Raw genomic sequence first — 20,577 nt, forward strand, 5'->3', positions numbered from 1 at the left:
CGAGGGATTTATGAAGAAAAATCGAACAACTCACCGAATGGCGAAGCTCTACATGCTTGGATTTATGTTGGTCTTCATGATTATATTCGGCCGTTTCGCTTATATTCAGGCGACAGGTGAAATTGAAGGGGTATCGCTACAAGATTGGGCTGATCAAAAGCGAACGAGTTCCTATACAATCGAGGCTGATCGAGGGAAGATTATTGATCGTAATGGAATGACGCTCGCTTACGACCGTCCGACTTATAGTGTATATGCCATTATTGATGAAGAATATTCAAAAGATTCAAAGGAGCCATTACATGTTGAGAACCCGGAAAAAACGGCTGAACAACTGGCTCCTATTTTAGGTTTAGAAGAGTCTTATGTATATGAGCGGCTAACGAAAGAAGATCCTTTCCAAGTTGAATTTGGAGCAAACGGACGTTATCTATCTCAGGAAACCCGTGAGAAGATAGAGGGATTGGACCTGCCAGGTATACGCTTTAAGCAACAGGCGAAGCGGTACTACCCTAATGGCATGTTCGCATCACACGTACTTGGCTTCGCACAAAACCAAGGAGATAGTGAAGAGATCAATGGCATGATGGGAATTGAAGAACAGATGGATGATTATTTATCCGAGACAAACGGATCCATTTCTTACAAGCGAGACAAATATAATATGAAACTACTAAACCCTGAAGAAGTTTTTGAGAAACCAGAAGACGGTGCTAATGTCACGCTGACGATCGATCAAAAAATCCAGACATTCCTTGAAGATGCAATGAATCACGTTGTGAAGGAATATAGTCCTAAGAAAATAACAGCCATAGTTATGGATCCTAAGACAGGGGAAGTATTGGCAATGGGGAACAGGCCAAGCTTTAACCCAAATGAAAGACAAGATATTGGCAATTGGTACAACGATGTTATTGCCTCTCCATATGAACCTGGTTCTACAATGAAGATCTTCACATACGCTGCGGCTATGGAAGAAGGTGTGTATAACGGATCTGATACGTATAAGTCAGGTAGATATGTGTACAATGAGGCTGGCAATTATATTAGTGACCACAAACGTGATGGGTGGGGGATCATCGATTATGATGAAGGCTTTGAACGATCCTCAAACGTAGCTGCTGCCAAATTAGTTTGGGAACAGATGGGTCCTGAAACGTATATGGACTATTTACAAGCGTTCGGCCTTGACCAAAAGACAGGGATTGACCTTCCTGGAGAGCAAGCAGGACAGATTGTATACAAATGGGACAGCGAAGTCATTACAACGGCATTTGGACAAGGATCAACATTTACGCCAATTCAACAAATGAAAGCTGCCACTTCTGTAGCTAATAATGGGAAAATGATGCAACCTTACGTGGTCTCCCAAGTAACAGACCCTTCATCAGGGGATGTTTTAGAGAAGAAGGAGCCTAAAGTAGCCGGAGAACCGATCAGTGAAGATACTGCTAAAAAGATGCGGGAATTGATGGGGAATGTAGTAACAGGTGAACACGGTACAGGGGTGAACTTCTATAATCTTGCTAATTACTCAGTTGCAGGTAAGACTGGTACAGCTCAGATACCAAATCCTGAAAGTGGAGGATATTTAGGTGGTCACGGGAACTATTATTTATCTTTCCTTGGCATGGCCCCTAAGGAAGATCCTGAGCTTATGATGTATGTATCAGTGAAACAACCAGACCTTGAAGCAACTGAATATGAAGCTGAACCAAGTTCTTATATTTTCAAAACAGTGATGGAAAATAGTCTGCACTATATGAACATCAAACCTACTGAAAATAAAGAAGAGCTTTCTGTAGAATCGAAGTCTCTTAAGGATTACACAGGAGACTCTATCGACAAAGCAAAACAAGCACTAACAAAGGATGGATTGACCCCTGTAGTACTAGGAGATGGAAGTGAAGTGAAAGAGATGTTCCCACATGGAGGAACGAAGGTCATATCCAATGAGAAGATTTTCTTAGTTACATCAGATTCAACTAAAATGCCTGACATGTCAGGTTGGGCGCTTCGAGATGTGCTTACCTTTGGAGATGTAATGGACGTTAGTGTGGATTCAATTGGAAATGGTTTTGTTCGGAAGCAAAGTGTTACTCCGGGGGCTTCCATACAAGAAGGAGGGTATCTCGTTGTGGAACTAACTGGTCCGAATGAAGAACCTTCTGACAAGTCGCTCGAGGAACAAACAGAGCGATCAATGCAGCAAAAAGAAGAACAAGGATCCTCAGAAGAAGCAAAGGATGAAGAAAATACTTCAGATGAGGAACAATAAACGGTGACAAAGACAGTGTTCTAATCGATTTTCTGAACTCATAAAATGGATACAAGCATACCATGGACGTAAAGGAGATGTACCATGAAACGAGTATCCAATGTGACGTTACGAAAACGATTGGTCACTGTCTTTCTTTTGGCAGGAGTTGTACTAGCTATTATTATAACCCGCTTAGGGTATGTGCAATTTGTCATGGGAGACCAATTAATGGACAAGGCAAAAAATTTATGGAGCCGAGATATTCCTTTTGAACCTGAAAGAGGAGATATTTTAGATCGGAACGGGGTCGTTTTAGCAGAAAACGTTTCGGCTCCATCTGTTATGGTTGTTCCAAGACAAATTAAAGAGCCTCAAAAGACAGCAGAAAAACTAGCCAAAGTGCTGGATATGCCTATAGATAAGGCATACCAACACGTAACAAAAGTGAGTATGATTGAACGATTACATCCGGAAGGTCGTAAAATCTCTGAAGAGCAAGCAGATGCTATACGTGCATTGAATTTAGATGGTGTCTACATTGCAGAAGATTTTAAGCGTCATTATCCAAAAGGGGAGTATCTTTCCCATGTACTGGGTTTTAGCGGCATTGATAACCAAGGATTAATGGGGCTTGAATTGTATTATGACGAGCAGCTGAAAGGAGAAGAAGGTCAGCTTTCTTTCTACTCTGATGCCAAAGGGGGACGTCTTCCTAATATAGCTGATGTTTACGAACCACCAAAAGACGGGTATAACTTAAAGCTTACCATTGATGATCGAGTACAAACGATTATTGAACGGGAGCTTGATAACGCAGAAGCCAAATATAATCCTGATGGGGCAATTGCGATTGCTATGAATCCAGATACTGGAGAGATACTAGCGATGTCTAGTCGACCTACGTTTGATCCGGAAGACTATCAAAATGTACCTCAAGAAGTGTACAACCGTAACCTTCCGATATGGAGTTCTTATGAACCAGGGTCTACCTTTAAAATCATCACGCTTGCGTCTTCTTTAGAAGAGGGCCTTGTAGATCTGGAAGAGGATCATTTTCATGACAGTGGCTCTATTGAAGTAGATGGAGCGAGGCTTCGTTGTTGGAAAAGGGGAGGGCATGGAAGTCAGAGCTATTTAGAAGTTGTCCAGAACTCTTGTAACCCAGGGTTTGTAACGTTAGGTCAGGAACTAGGTAAAGAACGTTTATTTAGCTATATTAAAGATTTCGGATTTGGCACGAAAACAGGCATTGATCTTCAAGGTGAAGGGAATGGGATCTTGTTCAAAGAAGAGCGAGTAGGACCTGTAGAGTTAGCAACGACTGCTTTTGGCCAAGGGGTTTCTGTAACACCGATCCAACAAGTAACAGCTGTAGCTGCAGCAGTAAATGGTGGGTATTTATATGAACCATACATCGCTAAAGAATGGATTAACCCAATCACCGGTGAGGCTGTTGATCAAGCAGAACCAACTTTGAAAAAACGTGTTATATCTGAAGATACATCAGCTAAAGTAAGAGAGGCTCTTGAGAGTGTTGTGGCGCTTGGAACAGGAAAAGGGGCTTATGTAGAAGGGTACAGGGTCGGAGGTAAAACAGGGACAGCTCAAAAAGTAGGCCCAGATGGAAAATATATGACAGACAATCATATTGTTTCATTTATAGGATTTGCACCTGCTGATGACCCGGAACTTGTGGTATATTTAGCTATCGATAATCCGAAGAACACAGTGCAATTTGGTGGTGTAGTAGCTGCTCCTATTGTTGGAAACATTATGGGTGACAGCCTTCGTGCCATGGGGGTGGAACCTAGGACGGATGGTTTAGAGAAAGAAGTCCAATGGCCAGATCAGCCTCTAGTTGAGATTCCGGATTTAATTGGACTTGAAAAGAAGGAATTAACTCAATATATGGTGAACCTCTCTATTGAAACGAGCGGAACGGGTAATTATATCGTAGATCAAGCTCCAAAAGCAGGAACTAAGGTAGAAGAGGGTTCTAAAATTCGACTATTTTTAGCAGAGGAGGCTCCTCAAGAAGGTCAATCTGATCATTCTCACTAAAGAACAATCGCGAACCAGGGTCTTGTCTGCTATAATATACGTTGAAAATCTAATAGTAAGGAGTCCTTACATGAAGTTAAGTCAATTACTACAGACATTAAGCGTCTATCAAACTACAAAGGACATCAACAATGTAACGGTCACTGGAATAGAAATGGATTCAAGACTTGTTGACCCTGGTCATTTATTTATTTGTATAAATGGTTTTACAGTAGATGGGCATGATTTTGCTAAACAAGCGGAGGAGAATGGTGCTGCTGTAATTGTAGCAGAGCGCCCTTTAGATGTGTCCGTACCGGTCATCCTTGTAAGTGATACATCAAAAGCAATGGCTAAATTAGCAAACAGTTATTATCAAAATCCTACACAACAATTCAGATTAATTGGGATTACAGGTACCAACGGTAAGACGTCTACATCTTATTTAGTAGAATCTATATTTAAACATCAAAATAAGAAGACCGGCTTGATCGGTACAATCCAAATGAAAATTGGTGACAAGGAATACGAAGTGAAAAACACTACACCTGATTCGTTGTTTTTACAGAAGCATTTTGGAGAAATGGCGAATGAAGGTGTGGATACTGCTGTTATGGAGGTATCTTCTCACGCGCTTGATTTAGGGAGAGTTCATGGGGCGGATTTCGATATTGCTGTATTCACCAATTTAAGTCAGGATCATCTGGACTATCACAAAGATATGGATGATTACTTGCGTGCCAAGTCACTTCTTTTTGCTCAACTTGGAAATGGTTATGATTCTAATAAACCAAAATTTGGAGTAGTGAATAAAGACGATCCATATTATGAAGCGTTTTGTAAAAGTACTTCTCAAGAAGTTCTTACATATAGCATCAACCAAGAAGCAGATGTAACAGCGAAAAACGTAAACCTATCTGCGAGTGGCACCACCTTTACCCTTTGCACTCCCACTGGAGAGAAAGAGATTCATAGTCCTTTAATCGGGAAGTTCAGCGTATATAATATGTTAGCGGCTGCAAGTGCAGCATGGGTATCTGGAGTAGAACTGAACACCATTCAAGAAGCGTTATCAGCAACTAAAGGTGTGAGCGGACGCTTTGAGCCTGTGCTAGCTGGTCAAGAATATGGGGTTATTGTAGATTATGCACATACTCCTGATTCTTTAGAGAATGTGTTGGAAACCATTCAATCCTTTGCTAAAGAAAAGATCTACGTTGTTGTAGGTTGTGGGGGAGACAGAGACAAGACGAAGCGACCACTAATGGCCCAAGTAGCCGTTAAGTATGCAACAGAAGCGATTTTCACTTCTGATAATCCTAGAAGTGAAGACCCAGAATCCATTCTTCGAGATATGGAAAGTGGAGTGAAAGAGAATAGTCATACAACGATTGTTAACCGGAGAGAAGCCATTCAATTCGCCGTGGATAAGGCAAGTGCCGGAGATGTCATTTTAATAGCTGGTAAAGGTCACGAACCATATCAGGAAGTAAATGGGGTTACTCATCATTTTGACGACCGTGAAGTAGCGGCTGAGTGTATTAAGGCCAAACAATAAAGGAGTTATTATTACTAATGAAGATGACAACAGAATGGATTCATCGTCACTTCCCCTCTGCTAGAGGGGTTGCCTCTGAATCAATCGAAATAAAAAATGTATTTACCGATACGCGTAAAAAAACAGATAAAGGTTTGTTTGTTCCAATACGAGGAGACCGCTTTGATGGCCATGAGTTTTTAAAAGATGCCATTGAAGGAGGGGCCGTTGCTGCGTTGTGGGATGAGAAAATAGATGTTCCGTCCTATGTCCCAAACGATTTTCCTTTGTTTTTTGTGGATGATACAATTATAGGCTTACAGCAATTAGCCCATGTATACAGAAAAGAAGTTAACCCAAAAGTTATCGGGGTAACGGGCTCAAATGGAAAGACAACAACGAAAGATTTTGTTGATGCTGTTTTAGCTCCATCATTCAAAACTCACAAGACAGATGGGAATTTCAATAATCATATAGGGCTACCACTAACGATCCTTGCTATGCCGGCTTCAACTGAAGTGCTTGTATTAGAGATGGGTATGAATCACTTTGGGGAAATTGAGAACCTTTCCTTTATCGCCGAGCCGGATTTTGCAGTCATCACAAACATAGGAGAATCTCACATTGAGTTTTTAGGGTCTAGAGAGGGAATTGCTCAAGCGAAATCGGAAATACTTGCAGGTCTTCGTGATGGGGGCACACTCTTGTTAGATGGAGATGAACCATTGTTGGCACCTCTTCACACAAGAGAAGGTGTCGTTTCGTGTGGGTTTGATCAAAAGAATGAATGTTTCTTATCAAACATTCAAATGAGCGGATCTACTACAACATTCACAATAAATGATGGGGAATCTTACTCGATTCATTTGTTAGGGAAGCACAATGTAAAAAATGCCAGTTTTGCAATTGTAATCGGAAAAGCATTAGGGATGGACCCTTCTGACATTCAACAAGGTTTGAACGAAATGACTTTAACAGGGATGCGTTTTGAACTAATAGAAGGGAAGAATGGAGCACATATTGTTAATGATGCCTATAATGCTTCCCCGACTTCAATGCGTGCATCCATTGAGGTAATTAAAGATTTAAATCAATATTCGCGCAAGATTCTTATTTTAGGCGATATATTTGAATTAGGGGCTCAAAGTGAAGAAATGCATCGTTCTGTGGCTCCATCAATCGATTCATCCATTGATGTTCTTATAACAGTAGGGGATGAATCAGCTGTGATTGCAGAGGAAGTAAAGAAACACCATGAAGATCTGGATGTCTATTCTTATTCAACCAAAGAGGATGTTTCTGCAGTCGTTCAACCCATGTTGCAGCAAGATACAATTGTATTATTAAAAGCTTCTCGCTTAATGGCTTTTGAAAGTTTTGTAGAAGAATTTACAGATTAAAAGATTTAAGCGGACGGTTTACAGATCTAAAGGAGGAGCACAATGAACGAACAAGTACTATTAATCACTATGGCAATAGCCTTTTTAATTACCGTCCTCATCTCACCTATATTTATACCATTCTTACGTCGTTTGAAATTTGGTCAATCTATTCGAGATGAAGGTCCGAAATCTCACCAGAAAAAATCAGGAACACCTACGATGGGTGGTTTAATGATCCTTGTTGCTGTTTCTATTACTACGCTGGTGATGACATCGAAGTTCAACCCAGATCCAATGAACTTTGAAGTATTTTTATTGTTATTTGTTTTAATTGGTTATGGTCTTCTAGGATTTCTGGATGACTTTATTAAGGTAGCCATGAAACGTAACCTTGGGTTAACATCCAAACAAAAAATGGTAGGTCAATTATTTATTGCAGCTGTTTTTTATATTATTTTAAGACGTCATGATTTTCCAACTTATATCGGAATTCCAGGTACAGACTTTCAAGTTGATCTTGGATGGGGATATGCCCTTCTAATCGTAATTATGCTTGTAGGCTCATCGAATGCTGTTAATTTAACAGATGGCCTCGATGGTTTGTTAGCTGGTACGGCTGCAATTGCATTTGGAGCATTTGGAATCTTAGCTTGGCACGGTGTTCCTCAGTTTGAGATCGCTGTATTCACACTTGCCATTGTTGGTTCTTTGTTAGGATTTCTTGTATTCAATGCCCATCCTGCGAAAGTCTTTATGGGTGATACCGGTTCCCTGGCATTAGGTGGTGCTATTGGAGCCATTGCGATTTTAACAAAGTTAGAGATCTTACTTGTCATTATTGGGGGCGTATTCGTTCTCGAAACATTATCCGTTATTATTCAAGTTATTTCTTTCAAGACAACTGGTAAACGTGTCTTCAAAATGAGTCCGCTTCACCACCATTATGAACTTATGGGCTGGTCAGAATGGCGCGTTGTAACAACGTTTTGGCTTGTAGGTTTACTATTTGCCGCTCTAGGCGTCTATATTGAGGTGTGGATCAATTGAATAAGTTAACATCATTTCCTTATAATCAAGTGCTCGTGCTCGGGCTTGCTAAATCTGGGGAAGCTGCCGCTAAACTTCTTAACAGTAGTGGGGTATCGGTTAGGGTTAATGATCAGAAACCATTCCCCGAAAATCCTCAAGCTCAATCTCTTCATCATGAAGGGATTGAGGTTATTACAGGAGGACATCCTCTAAGTGTGTTAGAAGACGTAGATTATGTTGTGAAGAATCCCGGCATACCTTATACGAACCCTATAGTTGAAGCTGCGACAGAACGAGGGATTCCAGTGGTAACTGAGGTTGAATTGGCCTATATGCTTCATGAAGGCCCGATTGTTGCTATAACAGGTTCTAATGGAAAGACAACGACTACGACACTTGTGTATGAAATGCTAAAAAGAAGCAAAAAACCTGTCGCTCTTGCAGGGAATATCGGAAAAGTATCTTGTGAAGTTGCTCAAAATACAATCCCTGAAGAAACAATGGTTATGGAATTGTCTTCATTTCAATTACTTGGAACTGAAACGTTCAAGCCAAATGTATCTGTCTTTTTAAATCTGTATGAAGCGCATTTGGATTACCATAAAACGATGGAACATTATGGGCAATCAAAAGCAAAAATCGTTACTAATCAGACCCCTCAAGATTATGCGGTTTATAATGCAGATCACATAGAAGTGCGTGCACTTGTGCAAAAAACACAAGCTCAAACCATTCCGTTTTCCCTTCTTTCTAAACAACCTGAAGGGGTATGGACAGATGGTACCTCTATTTTCTATAAGGATACATTCATTATGAAACAGGATGATATTCTATTAGAGGGCGAACACAACCTGGAAAATACGATGGCGGCGATCGCTGCGTCCCTATTAGCAGGAGCCACAATTGAAGGGGTTCGTAAGGTTTTAACTACATTCACAGGAGTGGAGCATAGACTTCAATATGTGAAAGATGTCAAAGGTCGCCGGTTCTTTAATGATTCAAAAGCAACGAATATGTTAGCTGCTCAAAAAGCGCTTAATGCCTTTTCTGAGCCAACCATTTGGCTTGCTGGTGGATTAGATCGAGGGCAATCCTTTGAAGAGTTAGCCCCTTTAATGAAGCACGTCAAGGCAATGGTAGTGTTTGGGGAAACAGGTGAAAAGCTTCGTGAATTTGGAACTAAAAATGGAATAGAGACTATACTTATGGTCGATAATGTTAAGCAAGCAGCTGAAGAAGCTTATCGTATCTCTGCTGAACAAGATGTTATTCTTCTTTCTCCGGCATGTGCAAGCTGGGATCAATATAAAACTTTTGAAGAAAGAGGAAACATGTTTGTAAAAGCCGTGCATACATTAGAGTAGGGGGCTTGTCTTACTATATTTCATATGGCCCCCAACGTTCTGCTTGAACCAAGGGGGCCAATTTATGTTGCAGAGTCGGACAAAACAGTTGCATAAAGCACCAGATTTGTTGCTCATTATAGCCATTTTCTCACTACTCTTAATAGGGGTTATTATGGTCTATAGTGCATCCGCTATATGGGCAACTTATAAATTTGATGATTCTTTTTTCTTTGCAAAGCGTCAATTATTGTTCGCAGGTGCAGGGATCGTAGCAATGTTTGGCTTTATGAATATTCCATACCTTACATGGAGGAATAGCTCTAAAACACTTTTAATTATTTGCTTTATATTACTTGTAGCTGTGTTAATCCCTGGCGTTGGGATGGTCAGGGGAGGAGCAAGAAGTTGGATTGGAGTAGGGGCATTCAGTATTCAGCCATCTGAATTTATGAAACTTGGTTTAATCATCTTCTTGGCTAGGTATCTGGCTGATCATCAAAAGAAGATTACTTCTTTCACGAAGGGTTTCCTACCGTCTTTATCACTTGTTATGGTAGCCTTCGGGTTCATTATGTTGCAGCCAGACCTTGGAACTGGAGTAGTATTAGTTGGAACTTGTATGCTGATGATTTTTGTTTCTGGAGCACGAATTGCTCATTTTGTGGGACTAGGTGTACTGGGATTAGCCGGATTTGCTGGGCTTATTATTTCTGCACCATACCGCATGCAGCGTATTACTGCTTTCTTAAATCCTTGGGAAGATCCTCTTGGAGCTGGGTTTCAAATTATACAATCTTTGTATGCCATTGGCCCTGGTGGTCTAATGGGTCTTGGGCTCGGACAGAGTTTACAGAAATTTTATTACCTCCCGGAACCTCAAACGGATTTTATCTTTGCTATACTTGCCGAAGAACTCGGATTTATTGGGGGGACTCTAGTATTATTATTGTTTTTCCTGCTCTTGTGGCGAGGCATAAGGGTTGCTTTAAGCGCACCAGATACTTTCGGTAGCTTACTGGCATTAGGGATCGTTGGAATGATCACAATTCAAGTCATGATTAATATTAGTGTAGTAACAGGATTAATGCCAGTTACAGGGATCACCTTACCATTCTTAAGTTATGGAGGTTCCTCATTAACCTTGACACTCTGTTCTGTAGGGATCTTGCTAAACATTAGTCGTTACGCTAAGCTATAACATGAAAGCCATCCAAGAGGGATGGCTTTTTTTATGCAATTTGATGCCTCTTTAAGTAACTATATTAATAAAGTTATATATGTCGAAAAGGTTTCATTGTACCTCTTGAAATGTTTCTTATCCACTACACCTACGACCCCCAATTTATAGGGGAACGAGCCGAATCGTGTATCGTTCATAATTTTTTATAGAACTGTCACATCTGTTGGATAATGATGTAGAATGTATAGTAAACCTAACAAGTATGAATAGCTAGTTTGATAAGGCAGTGATGGAGTCAGTCGTTGTAAGGAGGAAGATTGATGCAAGAAATTCTAACCATTCTAGAAAAACAACAGGTAGGAAAAGTATCACTACATGAACCTTTAAGTAAACATACAACGATTAAGATTGGTGGTCCAGCTGATTTATTCATAGAGCCTTATTCAGTAGAGGGTTTAAAGCATACATTAGATGTCTTACATGAACATGGTGTAACTTATCGTGTTATTGGCCGCGGTTCGAATTTATTAATTCCTGATGAAGGGATCAGAGGGGCCGTTATAAAGCTAGGTACTAATTTCGATGAATTACATGAACTTGAAGGAAACAGGATTCGAGTGGCTGCAGGTTATCCAATCATTAAGTTAGCAACAGTATTGAGTCGTAAAGGACTTAGAGGCTTAACGTTTGCAGGAGGAATCCCAGGTAGTGTAGGAGGAGCTGTTTACATGAACGCTGGTGCACACGGTGCAGATATTTCTCAAATTTTAACAAAAGCTCGTGTGTTAACTATTGATGGACAATTAAAATGGCTAACAAAAGATGAAATGAAATTCTCTTATCGTACATCGGTTTTACAAACTGAAAAGCCGGGTATATGTGTAGAGGCTGAATTTCAATTGGAACCGGAAAACAAGGAAGTATTAATGTCTGAAATGAAGAATTACAAAGATTACCGTAGAGAAACGCAACCTTGGCGGGACCCTTGTGCTGGAAGTATATTCAGAAACCCTCTTCCAACTTACGCAGGAAAACTAGTCGAAGAAGCTGGTTTAAAGGGATATCAAATAGGCGGGGCTAAAATTTCTGAGTTACACGGAAACTTTATCGTTAATACTCGAGATGCTTCTTATGAAGACGTTTTGGCATTAATTTTTCACATTCAGAAAACGATTGCTGAGAGGTATCGTGTGGATTTGCATACAGAAGTAGAAATTGTTGGCACATAGATACAGAAAAATCACGAAAAATCAAGTGATTTGTGATATAATTTTCCTATGCATAATAGCGGCATCTCGTATGCCGTTTCCTTATGTAATTGAAAACACCGGGCAGGGGAATTTTCCATGGCTGAAAAGAAAATCGTTTCTATTGAAGATCGGATACCGAAACTAAAAGAATCCAGAAGAAAGAAGTCGAATCGACGCTTGATTATGTACTTGTCTTTTTTCTTTTTGCTTATTGCGATCATCATTTACTTGCAATCTTCATTGAGTGAAGTAAAGTCTGTTGAGGTAACAGGGAACGATCATGTTGATCGGGACATGATTCTCTCCTTAAGTGGATTAACTCCAGGAGAAGATAATTACTGGAAAGTAGATCGAGAAGCTTTAGCCAAAAAGATTGAACAACATGAAGAAATAAGTGCGGTTCAAGTTGACAAGCATTTCCCTTCCACTGTTGAAATGAAGATTGAGGAATACCAGAGAGTAGGGTATGTAGAAAGAGAAGGTTCCTATTACCCGATTTTAGAAACGGGTGAGGAATTGACTGATCAGAAATTAAAGAACCCTCATGGTGATGCTCCTTTATTACTTGGATTCGAGCGTCAATCTTATTTAGAAGAAATGACAAGAGAACTACAACAGTTACCTTCAAGTGTTACTCAGTTAATTTCGGAGGTACAGTGGACACCAAGTGATAAGAATCCTTACAAAATTCATTTATACATGAACGATGGATTTGAAGTGGAGGCTTCGATTCGGAATTTTTCTCAGAACATGCGATCATATCCTTCTATTATTGCACAGCTAGAACCAGGACAAAGAGGGATTATTCATATCGATGTTGGTGCTTATTTCGAAGAATATCCACAACAAGAGAAAGAAGGGGAAGAGAGCGATGAGGCTAACCGGTAGACACGTCATTTTCTCCCTTGTGTTATTCGTATCAGGATTCTTGGTTGCGTTTAGTTACCAACAAACCAACCAGGGTCCACAAGTCTACCAGCTTACTGACAAACAACTTGAGAAAGATTATTATTACAGGCAACAATTGATTAACATTGAAAAAGAAAATCAATCTATTCGAGAAGACATCGAAAAGAAAAAGTCTGAGATTCAAAAGATGGAAGATCAATTGGCCAATCAAGAACAAACAGTAAGTGACTATGTGCAAGACAAAAAAACGCTTCAAAAATTAACAGGGGAACTTCCGGTTAAAGGTACAGGTGTTGAAATTCAGCTAAAAGATGCAGATTACATACCATCAGAAGAAAATGTCAATCAATATATCGTACACGATAGTCACATTCATAAAGTTGTAAACGAATTGCTATCAGCAGGAGCAAATGCTATTGCTATTAATGGGCAAAGGCTATATCGAGATTCATATATAGCTTGTGTAGGACCCGTCGTTTCTGTTGATGGTGTTCAACATCCTGCGCCGTTTGTCATTACGGCAATCGGAAATCCTGATGTTCTAATGCCTAGCTTAACGTTAAAAGGTGGAGTAGTTGACCAACTACTAAGTGATAATGTAGAAGTTACCACTCAAAAGAAAGACATCATCAATATGGATGCTCGCCTTACAGGAGAAAGGTGATTGAAATGAACATTCGCAGTAAAATCATTTTCTCCTTCGTATTTGCTTTAGTCGGCTTTATGGTTGCCATACAATTCCAGACAACTCAAGAACCTAAAGTTAGGGATACTCGTGATTTATGGGAAGTTAGGACCGAGTTACAGAAGCAACAAAAAACGCAGCAAGAATTGTTAGCTAAAGAGCGAGACTTAAATAAGATGATTGCTCAATATGAAGGTCAATCAAACTTCGAGAAGGTAGAAACACTTAATAAATCTCTTAATAATTTAAAGTTAAAAGCTGGTCTTACAGAAGTAAAAGGGGCTGGAGTAATCCTTACAGTAGAGCCAATCTTTCAGGATTTGGAGTATGCAGAAACCTATCCTACTGTGTCGCCATCCCTACTACATCAGCTTATTAATGAGTTAAATACTTATGGTGCTAAAGACATTTCCATTGGGCAGGAAAGAATTACTAATCTATCACCTATTCGGGATGTAAATGGTACGACTTACGTTAATAACCATCCAGTTCCTCCGCTCCCTCTAAAAATTAAAGTTTTGGCTGAGGATCCAGAGAAACTGCTTAATTATATGGAAGTAAGTGATTCACTTGAAATGTTTGTAATTGAGAATCTATCTGTATCGATGGAAATAAGGAAGAAATTGACTCTGCCAGAGTATGAACAAACCCCAGACCTTCAATATCTTGAAACGGAAGATGCTACAGAAACAGGTGAAACATAATGTGGTTACCGATATTGTTTTTAATTGTAGGCATTAGTTTAGGTTTTATATCTGACATTAGAGTTCCTGAAGAGTATGCAAACTATTTGTCTATAGCCGTGTTAGCAGCATTTGATACTTTACTTGGAGGAATCAGGGCACATTTGGAAAAGAAGTTTGACCAAGCTGTTTTTGTTTCTGGTTTCTTCTTTAATGTTATATTAGCAGCCTTCTTAGCTTTTCTTGGGGTCCAATTGGGTGTCGATTTGTATTTAGCAGCAGTATTTGCATTTGGAGTTAGGTTATTTCAAAATATAGCCATTATCCGACGCTACATAGTAGACCGTAGGAGTAATAAGAAGGAAATTGAAAAAAACGAAAGAAAATAAAAGGAAATTATCTTATTTTTGTTGAATAAGGTAAATAGTTTCTGATGGTTCATATTGAATCGGATGAGTATAAAGCATTTTGGGCTTTCTTTTACAAAAAGATTAAATTAACAGAAGTAGCCGGAAATGAATTGCGATTAAAGAGAACATTCGGTAACATGTGAACTAATCAGATGCCTTAGTTTAGGAGGTGCCTTGGATTTGAACAACAATGATATACTTGTCAGCCTTGATATAGGTACATCAAAAATCAAAGTAATCATAGGCGAAGTAATGAATGATTCGTTAAATATTATAGGTGTTGGCACAGCAGCCTCTAATGGGATGAAAAAAGGTGCCATTGTAGACATAGATCAAACGGTCCAATCCATACGAAATGCTGTAGAACAGGCAGAAAGAATGGTAGGGATGCAAATTAACCGGGTGGTTGTTGGTATTAATGGTAGCCACATACAACTTCAGCCATGTCATGGTGTTGTAGCTGTGCAGAGCGAAAACCGTGAAATTGGAAATGAAGATATTGCACGTGTAATTGATGCAGCCCAGGTCATTTCCGTACCGCCAGAACGTGAAATTGTAGACGTTATTCCTAAGCAATTTATTGTGGATGGATTAGATGAAATTACAGATCCTCGCGGTATGATTGGTGTTCGTCTTGAAATGGAAGGAACCATTATAACTTGTTCAAAGACGGTTCTACATAACATCTTGAAGTGCGTAGAACGCGCTAACTTAGAAGTTCTCGATATATGTTTACAACCGTTAGCTTCTGGAGCTGTTGCTTTATCTAAAGATGAGAAAAATCTTGGTGTTGCTCTTCTTGATATTGGTGGCGGTTGCACGACTATTTCTGTTTTTGAACAAGGGTTCTTGCAAGATACAAGTGTTATTTCATTAGGTGGCGATAATGTCACAAAAGACTTGTCAATCGGTATGAGAACATCAACAGAAGAAGCTGAAGATGTAAAACTAAATTACGGTCATGCCTTCTTTGATGATGCTCAAGAAGAGGAAACATTTGAGGTTTCTATAATTGGTAGTGACCGGAAACAATCATTTAATCAGTTACAGATATCTGATATGATTGAAGCACGATTAGAAGAGATTTATGCATACGCTGAGCGTGAACTAAGACGCATGGGTTATCGTGAATTGCCAGGTGGATATGTCTTAACTGGTGGATTAGTAGGGATGCCAGGTTGTGCAGATTTAGCTCAGGATTGCTTCCAAACAAACGTTCGAATTGCAATACCTGATTATATTGGGGTACGCGAACCGCAATTTACTTCAGGAGTAGGTATATTGCAATTTGCCTATCATAATGCGAAAATACAAGGCAAAGAACTTTTCCCTTCGGTTACTGTAGAAGAAACAGAACAACCGAAAGTAAAGAAACAAAAGAAACAACCAAGTCAGTCTGATCATCAACCTGAACCAAAGAAACAAAAAGAATCAAAAGTTGCAAATTTAATTAAATATTTCTTCGATTAAACATCCATCCTATCGAAGTTTAAATCGTACTAGATACAGAATCTTGGAATCTTGCAAAGTGGGAGGAACGGAAAATGTTAGAGTTTGATACGAGCACGGACCAATTAGCCACCATAAAAGTTATTGGTGTAGGTGGAGGCGGTAGTAACGCTGTAAACCGAATGATTGAGCATGGAGTACAAGGTGTTGAGTTTATTGCGGTCAACACCGATGCACAAGCATTAAACTTATCTAAAGCTGAAGTAAAAATGCAAATAGGTAATAAGTTAACACGAGGTTTAGGCGCTGGAGCGAATCCTGAAGTTGGTCGCAAAGCAGCTGAAGAAAGTAAAGAACAGTTAGAGGAAGCCCTACAAGGTGCGGATATGGTCTTCGTTACTGCAGGAATGGGCGGCGGTACTGGTACTGGTGCTGCTCCTGTCATCGCTCAGGTCGCAAAAGAATTGGGTGCCTTAACAGTTGGTGTTGTTACACGTCCATTCACTTTCGAAGGACGTAAACGCTCTACACAAGCTACTGGAGGTATTGACTCATTAAAGAGTAACGTAGACACTCTTATCGTTATTCCAAATGATCGCCTTCTTGAGATTGTGGATAAAAACACACCTATGCTAGAAGCATTCCGTGAAGCGGATAACGTTTTACGTCAAGGTGTACAAGGTATCTCAGACTTAATTGCTGTACCTGGTCTCATAAACGTAGACTTTGCCGATGTGAAAACGATTATGGCTGATAAAGGGTCTGCCCTTATGGGAATTGGTATTGCTACAGGAGAGAGTCGAGCCGCAGAAGCCGCTAAGAAAGCTATTTCCTCACCATTACTTGAAACATCCATAGATGGCGCTCATGGTGTTCTTATGAATATTACAGGTGGAGCAAATCTAAGTCTTTATGAAGTACAAGAAGCAGCCGATATTGTAACGTCTGCAGCGGATCAAGAAGTAAACGTTATCTTTGGTTCTGTTATTAATGAGAATCTAAAAGATGAAATTGTAGTAACAGTCATCGCGACTGGATTTGATGAAAGTCAATTACAAGGCAATAAACCACAGGCACGTCCTGGTTTGAATAATCAGCAGCCTCAACAAGAGAAAAAACGTCCTGAGCCACGCCGAGAAGCCCCTGCTTCAAGTCAACCTCAGCAGCAACAACAATCTTCTCCAAGTTACAAGCCTCAACAAGAAGAGGATACGCTTGATATCCCGACATTCTTGAGAAACCGTAACCGAAACAGAAGACAATAACGAAGGAAGCCTACAGCATATTGCTGTAGGCTTTTTATTTTTGATCAGGCTTTCTAATAGTATTTGATGTATATGGAAGACTCTAAGCTGAGACACTTTAGTGTCAAAAGGGCCGTTACGATTATGAGTGCTTGAGCTTGCTCGGGGACAACTCGCTTTCCTGCGGGGAGCTGGGAAGCCTCCTCGTTCGCTGTCGCTGAGCTTGCCCCATATTTTTGGACACAGTTGATCCGAGAATATGAGGTGAGAAAATGAAAAAATTTACTCCATACATTAAACACGATGTGGTTCAAAGATATTTAGATGGAGGTACGAGCTACAGACAGTTAGCCGGCCGAGTGGGCGTGGATGATTCTGTCATCCGTTACTGGGTCAAACTTTACAAATATCATGAAGAAAAAGCATTTATTCCCGTCTATCCAAGCTACTCTCCAGATTTTAAAATGAGGGTGATTCAATTTATCGAAACCATGAATTACTCCATTCGAGAGGCCTCAGCCCTCTTCCGAATCCCAGACTACTCAATGGTCGCCAGGTGGAAAAAGAAGTGGGATAAAGGAGGAGCTGAAGCCCTTGATCGGTCTGGAAAGGGGCAACCAGAAATGACTAACAAGAAGCATGATTCTCAAAACGAACAGCCTAAGAGCTATGAGGATTTACAGGAAGAAAACGAACTCCTTCACATGGAAATTGCTTATTTAAAAAAGTTGAGAGCCTTAGTTCAAAAACACGACACCCGAAACATTCGAAACGATTCAAAGTAGAAGCGATCGACGAACTGAGGCGTAAACAAGGCTACTCTGCCGATCGCTTGTGTAAAATAGCCGGGCTCCCGCGTAGTACGTTTTATTATCAGGTTAAGGTGATGAATGAAACAGATCCAGATGAGGAGATCAGAACCGAGATTCATGAAATTTTTGAGGAACATGATGGTCTGTACGGCTACCGTCGCGTCCACATGGAACTTCGAAATAGAAACTATCTCGTTAACCCTAAAAAAGTCTTTCGGATTATGAAGGAAGACAATCTTAAATGCGAGGTTCGTGCACGCAAATATTATTCCTATGGCGGTAAAGTAGGAACGGTTTCTGATAACGTGTTAAACCGCGAATTTAAGGCTGAAAAACCAAATGAGAAGTGGGCAACTGACATCACAGAGTTCAAGCTGTTCGGACAGAAGATTTATCTTTCTCCCGTTCAAGATTTATTTAATGGTGAAATCATAACGTATACATGGGGATACAGACCGACGTATGCCCTTGTGGAAACCATGTTGGAGAGCGCTTTTGAGTCCCTTTCTGAATCCGATGATCTCCTCTTACACTCTGATCAAGGATGGCATTATCAAATGCCCCAATTTGTACGCCGTTTACAACGAGAAGGCGTTGTCCAAAGTATGTCGCGTAAAGGGAACTGTCATGACAACGCTGTAATGGAGAACTTCTTTGGTATCTTTAAGGCTGAATTCCTCTATAGAAAGTCATTTGAAAATATGAAAGACTTTGAAAGACAAATGGATACGTATATTCATTATTACAATACAAAACGAATTAAAGAGAGATTAAACGGGCAAAGCCCTACCAAATATCGCCAAAAAATACTAGAAGCAGTTTAAGAATTTGTGTCCAAATTTATGGGGCAAGTTCACGCTCTCTGTGGGGTCTTCCCTAGGCTCCTTCCCCCGCGGGAGTCTCGCAGTCCCCGAGCAAGCCCCGGTTTTAAAGAGGTGAACGGCCCCGTAGGTCGCATCAGGAGGGATGAAGTCACCCTATTTAGCATGTTTTCGTTCACCCTTATATGGTAAAGGTGGGCCTGGAAACTGCGAGACTCCCGTGGGCAGAAGAGTATAGGTGAGACCCCGGAAGCCGGCGTGCCGGCTGAGGAGGCTCACCAGCTCCCCACAGGAAAGCGAGTGGTTTCCAGGCCCACCTTACACTCAATTAAAGCAAACGGAAACATTCTCTCAGCTTCGAGTCTTCGACAATCCTGTCCTATTCACGAATACACACATGATAATAGTCTAGTATTACTTTCTTCAAATAGTGTAAAAGGTATTAAATAGATGTATGCTTCTCATTCACAAAAACCTTCCGACAAAACCTGCTTAAATCTATAAAAATAAGTTTTAACTTCCTCTCATAATGTGACAGACTTCTTTATCTATCTCTTCTATACTAAATTGCAACAGATGAAATTCCTAAGAGAAAGGGATGAAATGTTGACCATTTATTTGGATGCTGTTTGGCTTCTGAACTTTTTCCTAGACTGGATGATTTTACTTCTTACACATAGTTTATCCAAGTCACGAAGCCCTCGGTATCGATTAGCACTTGGTGCTGTTGTGGCTTCGTTGTTAGTTCCGCTGAACTTATTCTATCCATCTTCCTTATGGGCTACGCCAGCTGGAAAAGGCCTTTTCTCACTACTTATTATATTCACTTCTTTTGGTTACCGAAATGTACGAGTGTTTGCTAGAAGGCTTTTCTTATTCTACTTTGTGACGTTTTCGATTGGTGGAGGGCTATTTGGACTCTATTACTTCTTAAATGAGCAGATCTTTGTTTCGAGTGGAGTCATTGTTACGTATCAAACAGGGTTTGGAGACGGAGTCAGCTGGTTGTTTGTTCTAATCGGTTTCCCTATTGTTTGGATTTTCTCCAAACGTAGAATGGACCAGCTTATTGTCCAAAAAATTAAGTACGATGAAATTCTACCTGTTTCTATCTCGGTCAATAACCACGTACAACAACTTTTATCTTTTGTAGATAGTGGAAATCAGCTTGTTGATCCAATTACGAAGCAACCTGTCATTATATGTGATGAGGCAGTTATGAAGGAGTGGTTTAAAGAAGAGGAGTGGGAGAATATCCATAAAGTTCAACAAACCCTTGATTTTGAACTTATTCCTGAGGGATGGACGGATAAATTTCGAATTGTGCCTTATCAGGGGGTGGGAGGTGCGAGTCAGTTTATGCTTGTCTTAAAACCAGACTGGATTCGTCTAACGATTGAAGATAATCCAATTACGGTAGATCGCGTCCTGATTGGCATTCAATTTGGACAACTTTCACCAGATGAAAGCTATCAATGTTTGTTACATCCACATTTACTAAAGTCAATTGCTGTTGACTCTGCATAAATGTTTTACAAAA

General features: G+C 40.1%; 16 protein-coding genes. All 16 read left to right on the plus strand.

Annotation, left to right across the window (positions count from 1 at the left end):
• Positions 1-10: 10 nt before the first annotated feature.
• The 16 genes from IMZ31_RS08025 to spoIIGA all read left to right on the plus strand — a co-directional run bounded on the left by IMZ31_RS08025 (position 11) and on the right by spoIIGA (position 20,564).
• On the plus strand, positions 11-2,278 hold the full coding sequence (locus IMZ31_RS08025) for a penicillin-binding protein (protein WP_207530010.1): 2,268 nt from the start codon (positions 11-13) through the stop codon (positions 2,276-2,278).
• An 84-nt stretch (positions 2,279-2,362) separates the two neighbouring features.
• On the plus strand, positions 2,363-4,321 hold the full coding sequence (locus IMZ31_RS08030) for a stage V sporulation protein D (RefSeq protein ID WP_207530011.1): 1,959 nt from the start codon (positions 2,363-2,365) through the stop codon (positions 4,319-4,321).
• A 70-nt stretch (positions 4,322-4,391) separates the two neighbouring features.
• Positions 4,392-5,858 (plus strand): UDP-N-acetylmuramoyl-L-alanyl-D-glutamate--2,6-diaminopimelate ligase, encoded by a 1,467-nt coding sequence (locus IMZ31_RS08035; protein WP_207530012.1) that lies wholly within the window; start codon positions 4,392-4,394, stop codon positions 5,856-5,858.
• A gap of 17 nt (positions 5,859-5,875) precedes the next feature.
• The gene (murF, locus tag IMZ31_RS08040) at positions 5,876-7,237 is read left to right on the plus strand and encodes a UDP-N-acetylmuramoyl-tripeptide--D-alanyl-D-alanine ligase (RefSeq protein WP_036778443.1); all 1,362 of its coding nucleotides are present in this window, start codon (positions 5,876-5,878) and stop codon (positions 7,235-7,237) included.
• Between the two features lie 42 nt (positions 7,238-7,279).
• On the plus strand, positions 7,280-8,266 hold the full coding sequence (gene mraY, locus IMZ31_RS08045; protein WP_207530013.1) for a phospho-N-acetylmuramoyl-pentapeptide-transferase: 987 nt from the start codon (positions 7,280-7,282) through the stop codon (positions 8,264-8,266).
• A complete protein-coding gene (gene murD, locus IMZ31_RS08050; protein ID WP_371825489.1) occupies positions 8,254-9,612 on the plus strand; it encodes a UDP-N-acetylmuramoyl-L-alanine--D-glutamate ligase in 1,359 nt (452 codons plus the stop codon). Before mraY ends, murD begins: the two co-directional genes overlap by 13 nt.
• 64 nt (positions 9,613-9,676) lie before the next feature.
• Positions 9,677-10,792 (plus strand): stage V sporulation protein E, encoded by a 1,116-nt coding sequence (gene spoVE / locus IMZ31_RS08055; protein ID WP_207530015.1) that lies wholly within the window; start codon positions 9,677-9,679, stop codon positions 10,790-10,792.
• A gap of 302 nt (positions 10,793-11,094) precedes the next feature.
• On the plus strand, positions 11,095-12,003 hold the full coding sequence (gene murB / locus IMZ31_RS08060; RefSeq protein ID WP_207530016.1) for a UDP-N-acetylmuramate dehydrogenase: 909 nt from the start codon (positions 11,095-11,097) through the stop codon (positions 12,001-12,003).
• A gap of 117 nt (positions 12,004-12,120) precedes the next feature.
• The gene (locus IMZ31_RS08065; RefSeq protein WP_207530017.1) at positions 12,121-12,912 is read left to right on the plus strand and encodes a cell division protein FtsQ/DivIB; all 792 of its coding nucleotides are present in this window, start codon (positions 12,121-12,123) and stop codon (positions 12,910-12,912) included.
• Positions 12,896-13,597: a DUF881 domain-containing protein gene (locus IMZ31_RS08070; protein WP_207530018.1), complete on the plus strand. Its 702-nt coding sequence runs from the start codon at positions 12,896-12,898 to the stop codon at positions 13,595-13,597. Before IMZ31_RS08065 ends, IMZ31_RS08070 begins: the two co-directional genes overlap by 17 nt.
• Before the next feature lie 5 nt (positions 13,598-13,602).
• Positions 13,603-14,322, plus strand: a complete 720-nt coding sequence (locus IMZ31_RS08075) for a DUF881 domain-containing protein (protein WP_207530019.1) — start codon at positions 13,603-13,605, stop codon at positions 14,320-14,322.
• Entirely contained in the window at positions 14,322-14,690 is a 369-nt protein-coding gene (locus IMZ31_RS08080; RefSeq protein ID WP_188654826.1) for a small basic family protein, read from the plus strand. Before IMZ31_RS08075 ends, IMZ31_RS08080 begins: the two co-directional genes overlap by 1 nt.
• Before the next feature lie 201 nt (positions 14,691-14,891).
• Entirely contained in the window at positions 14,892-16,181 is a 1,290-nt protein-coding gene (gene ftsA, locus IMZ31_RS08085) for a cell division protein FtsA (RefSeq protein WP_188654824.1), read from the plus strand.
• A 74-nt stretch (positions 16,182-16,255) separates the two neighbouring features.
• Positions 16,256-17,425 carry a cell division protein FtsZ gene (ftsZ, locus tag IMZ31_RS08090; RefSeq protein WP_207530020.1) on the plus strand — a complete coding sequence of 390 codons (1,170 nt, stop codon included), beginning with the start codon at positions 16,256-16,258 and terminating at the stop codon, positions 17,423-17,425.
• A 251-nt stretch (positions 17,426-17,676) separates the two neighbouring features.
• A protein-coding gene (locus IMZ31_RS08095) for an IS3 family transposase (RefSeq protein ID WP_371825481.1) occupies positions 17,677-19,040 on the plus strand; the annotation gives its coding sequence in 2 pieces (ribosomal slippage) (positions 17,677-18,139 and positions 18,139-19,040; 1,365 coding nt in all).
• 600 nt (positions 19,041-19,640) lie between these two features.
• Positions 19,641-20,564: a sigma-E processing peptidase SpoIIGA gene (gene spoIIGA, locus IMZ31_RS08100; RefSeq protein ID WP_207530021.1), complete on the plus strand. Its 924-nt coding sequence runs from the start codon at positions 19,641-19,643 to the stop codon at positions 20,562-20,564.
• Positions 20,565-20,577 lie beyond the last annotated feature (13 nt).

This window comes from Pontibacillus sp. ALD_SL1, assembly GCF_017355605.1.

Bases quoted from the DNA above. Each gene is read 5' to 3' on its own strand.
- murB (WP_207530016.1), top strand. From the start codon at position 11,095: ATGCAAGAAATTCTAACCATTCTAGAAAAACAACAGGTAGGAAAAGTA.
- IMZ31_RS08070 (WP_207530018.1), top strand. From the start codon at position 12,896: ATGAGGCTAACCGGTAGACACGTCATTTTCTCCCTTGTGTTATTCGTA.
- murF (WP_036778443.1), top strand. From the start codon at position 5,876: ATGAAGATGACAACAGAATGGATTCATCGTCACTTCCCCTCTGCTAGA.
- IMZ31_RS08080 (WP_188654826.1), top strand. From the start codon at position 14,322: ATGTGGTTACCGATATTGTTTTTAATTGTAGGCATTAGTTTAGGTTTT.
- ftsZ (WP_207530020.1), top strand. From the start codon at position 16,256: ATGTTAGAGTTTGATACGAGCACGGACCAATTAGCCACCATAAAAGTT.
- spoVE (WP_207530015.1), top strand. From the start codon at position 9,677: ATGTTGCAGAGTCGGACAAAACAGTTGCATAAAGCACCAGATTTGTTG.
- IMZ31_RS08030 (WP_207530011.1), top strand. From the start codon at position 2,363: ATGAAACGAGTATCCAATGTGACGTTACGAAAACGATTGGTCACTGTC.
- IMZ31_RS08035 (WP_207530012.1), top strand. From the start codon at position 4,392: ATGAAGTTAAGTCAATTACTACAGACATTAAGCGTCTATCAAACTACA.
- mraY (WP_207530013.1), top strand. From the start codon at position 7,280: ATGAACGAACAAGTACTATTAATCACTATGGCAATAGCCTTTTTAATT.
- IMZ31_RS08025 (WP_207530010.1), top strand. From the start codon at position 11: ATGAAGAAAAATCGAACAACTCACCGAATGGCGAAGCTCTACATGCTT.
- IMZ31_RS08065 (WP_207530017.1), top strand. From the start codon at position 12,121: ATGGCTGAAAAGAAAATCGTTTCTATTGAAGATCGGATACCGAAACTA.
- spoIIGA (WP_207530021.1), top strand. From the start codon at position 19,641: ATGTTGACCATTTATTTGGATGCTGTTTGGCTTCTGAACTTTTTCCTA.
- IMZ31_RS08075 (WP_207530019.1), top strand. From the start codon at position 13,603: ATGAACATTCGCAGTAAAATCATTTTCTCCTTCGTATTTGCTTTAGTC.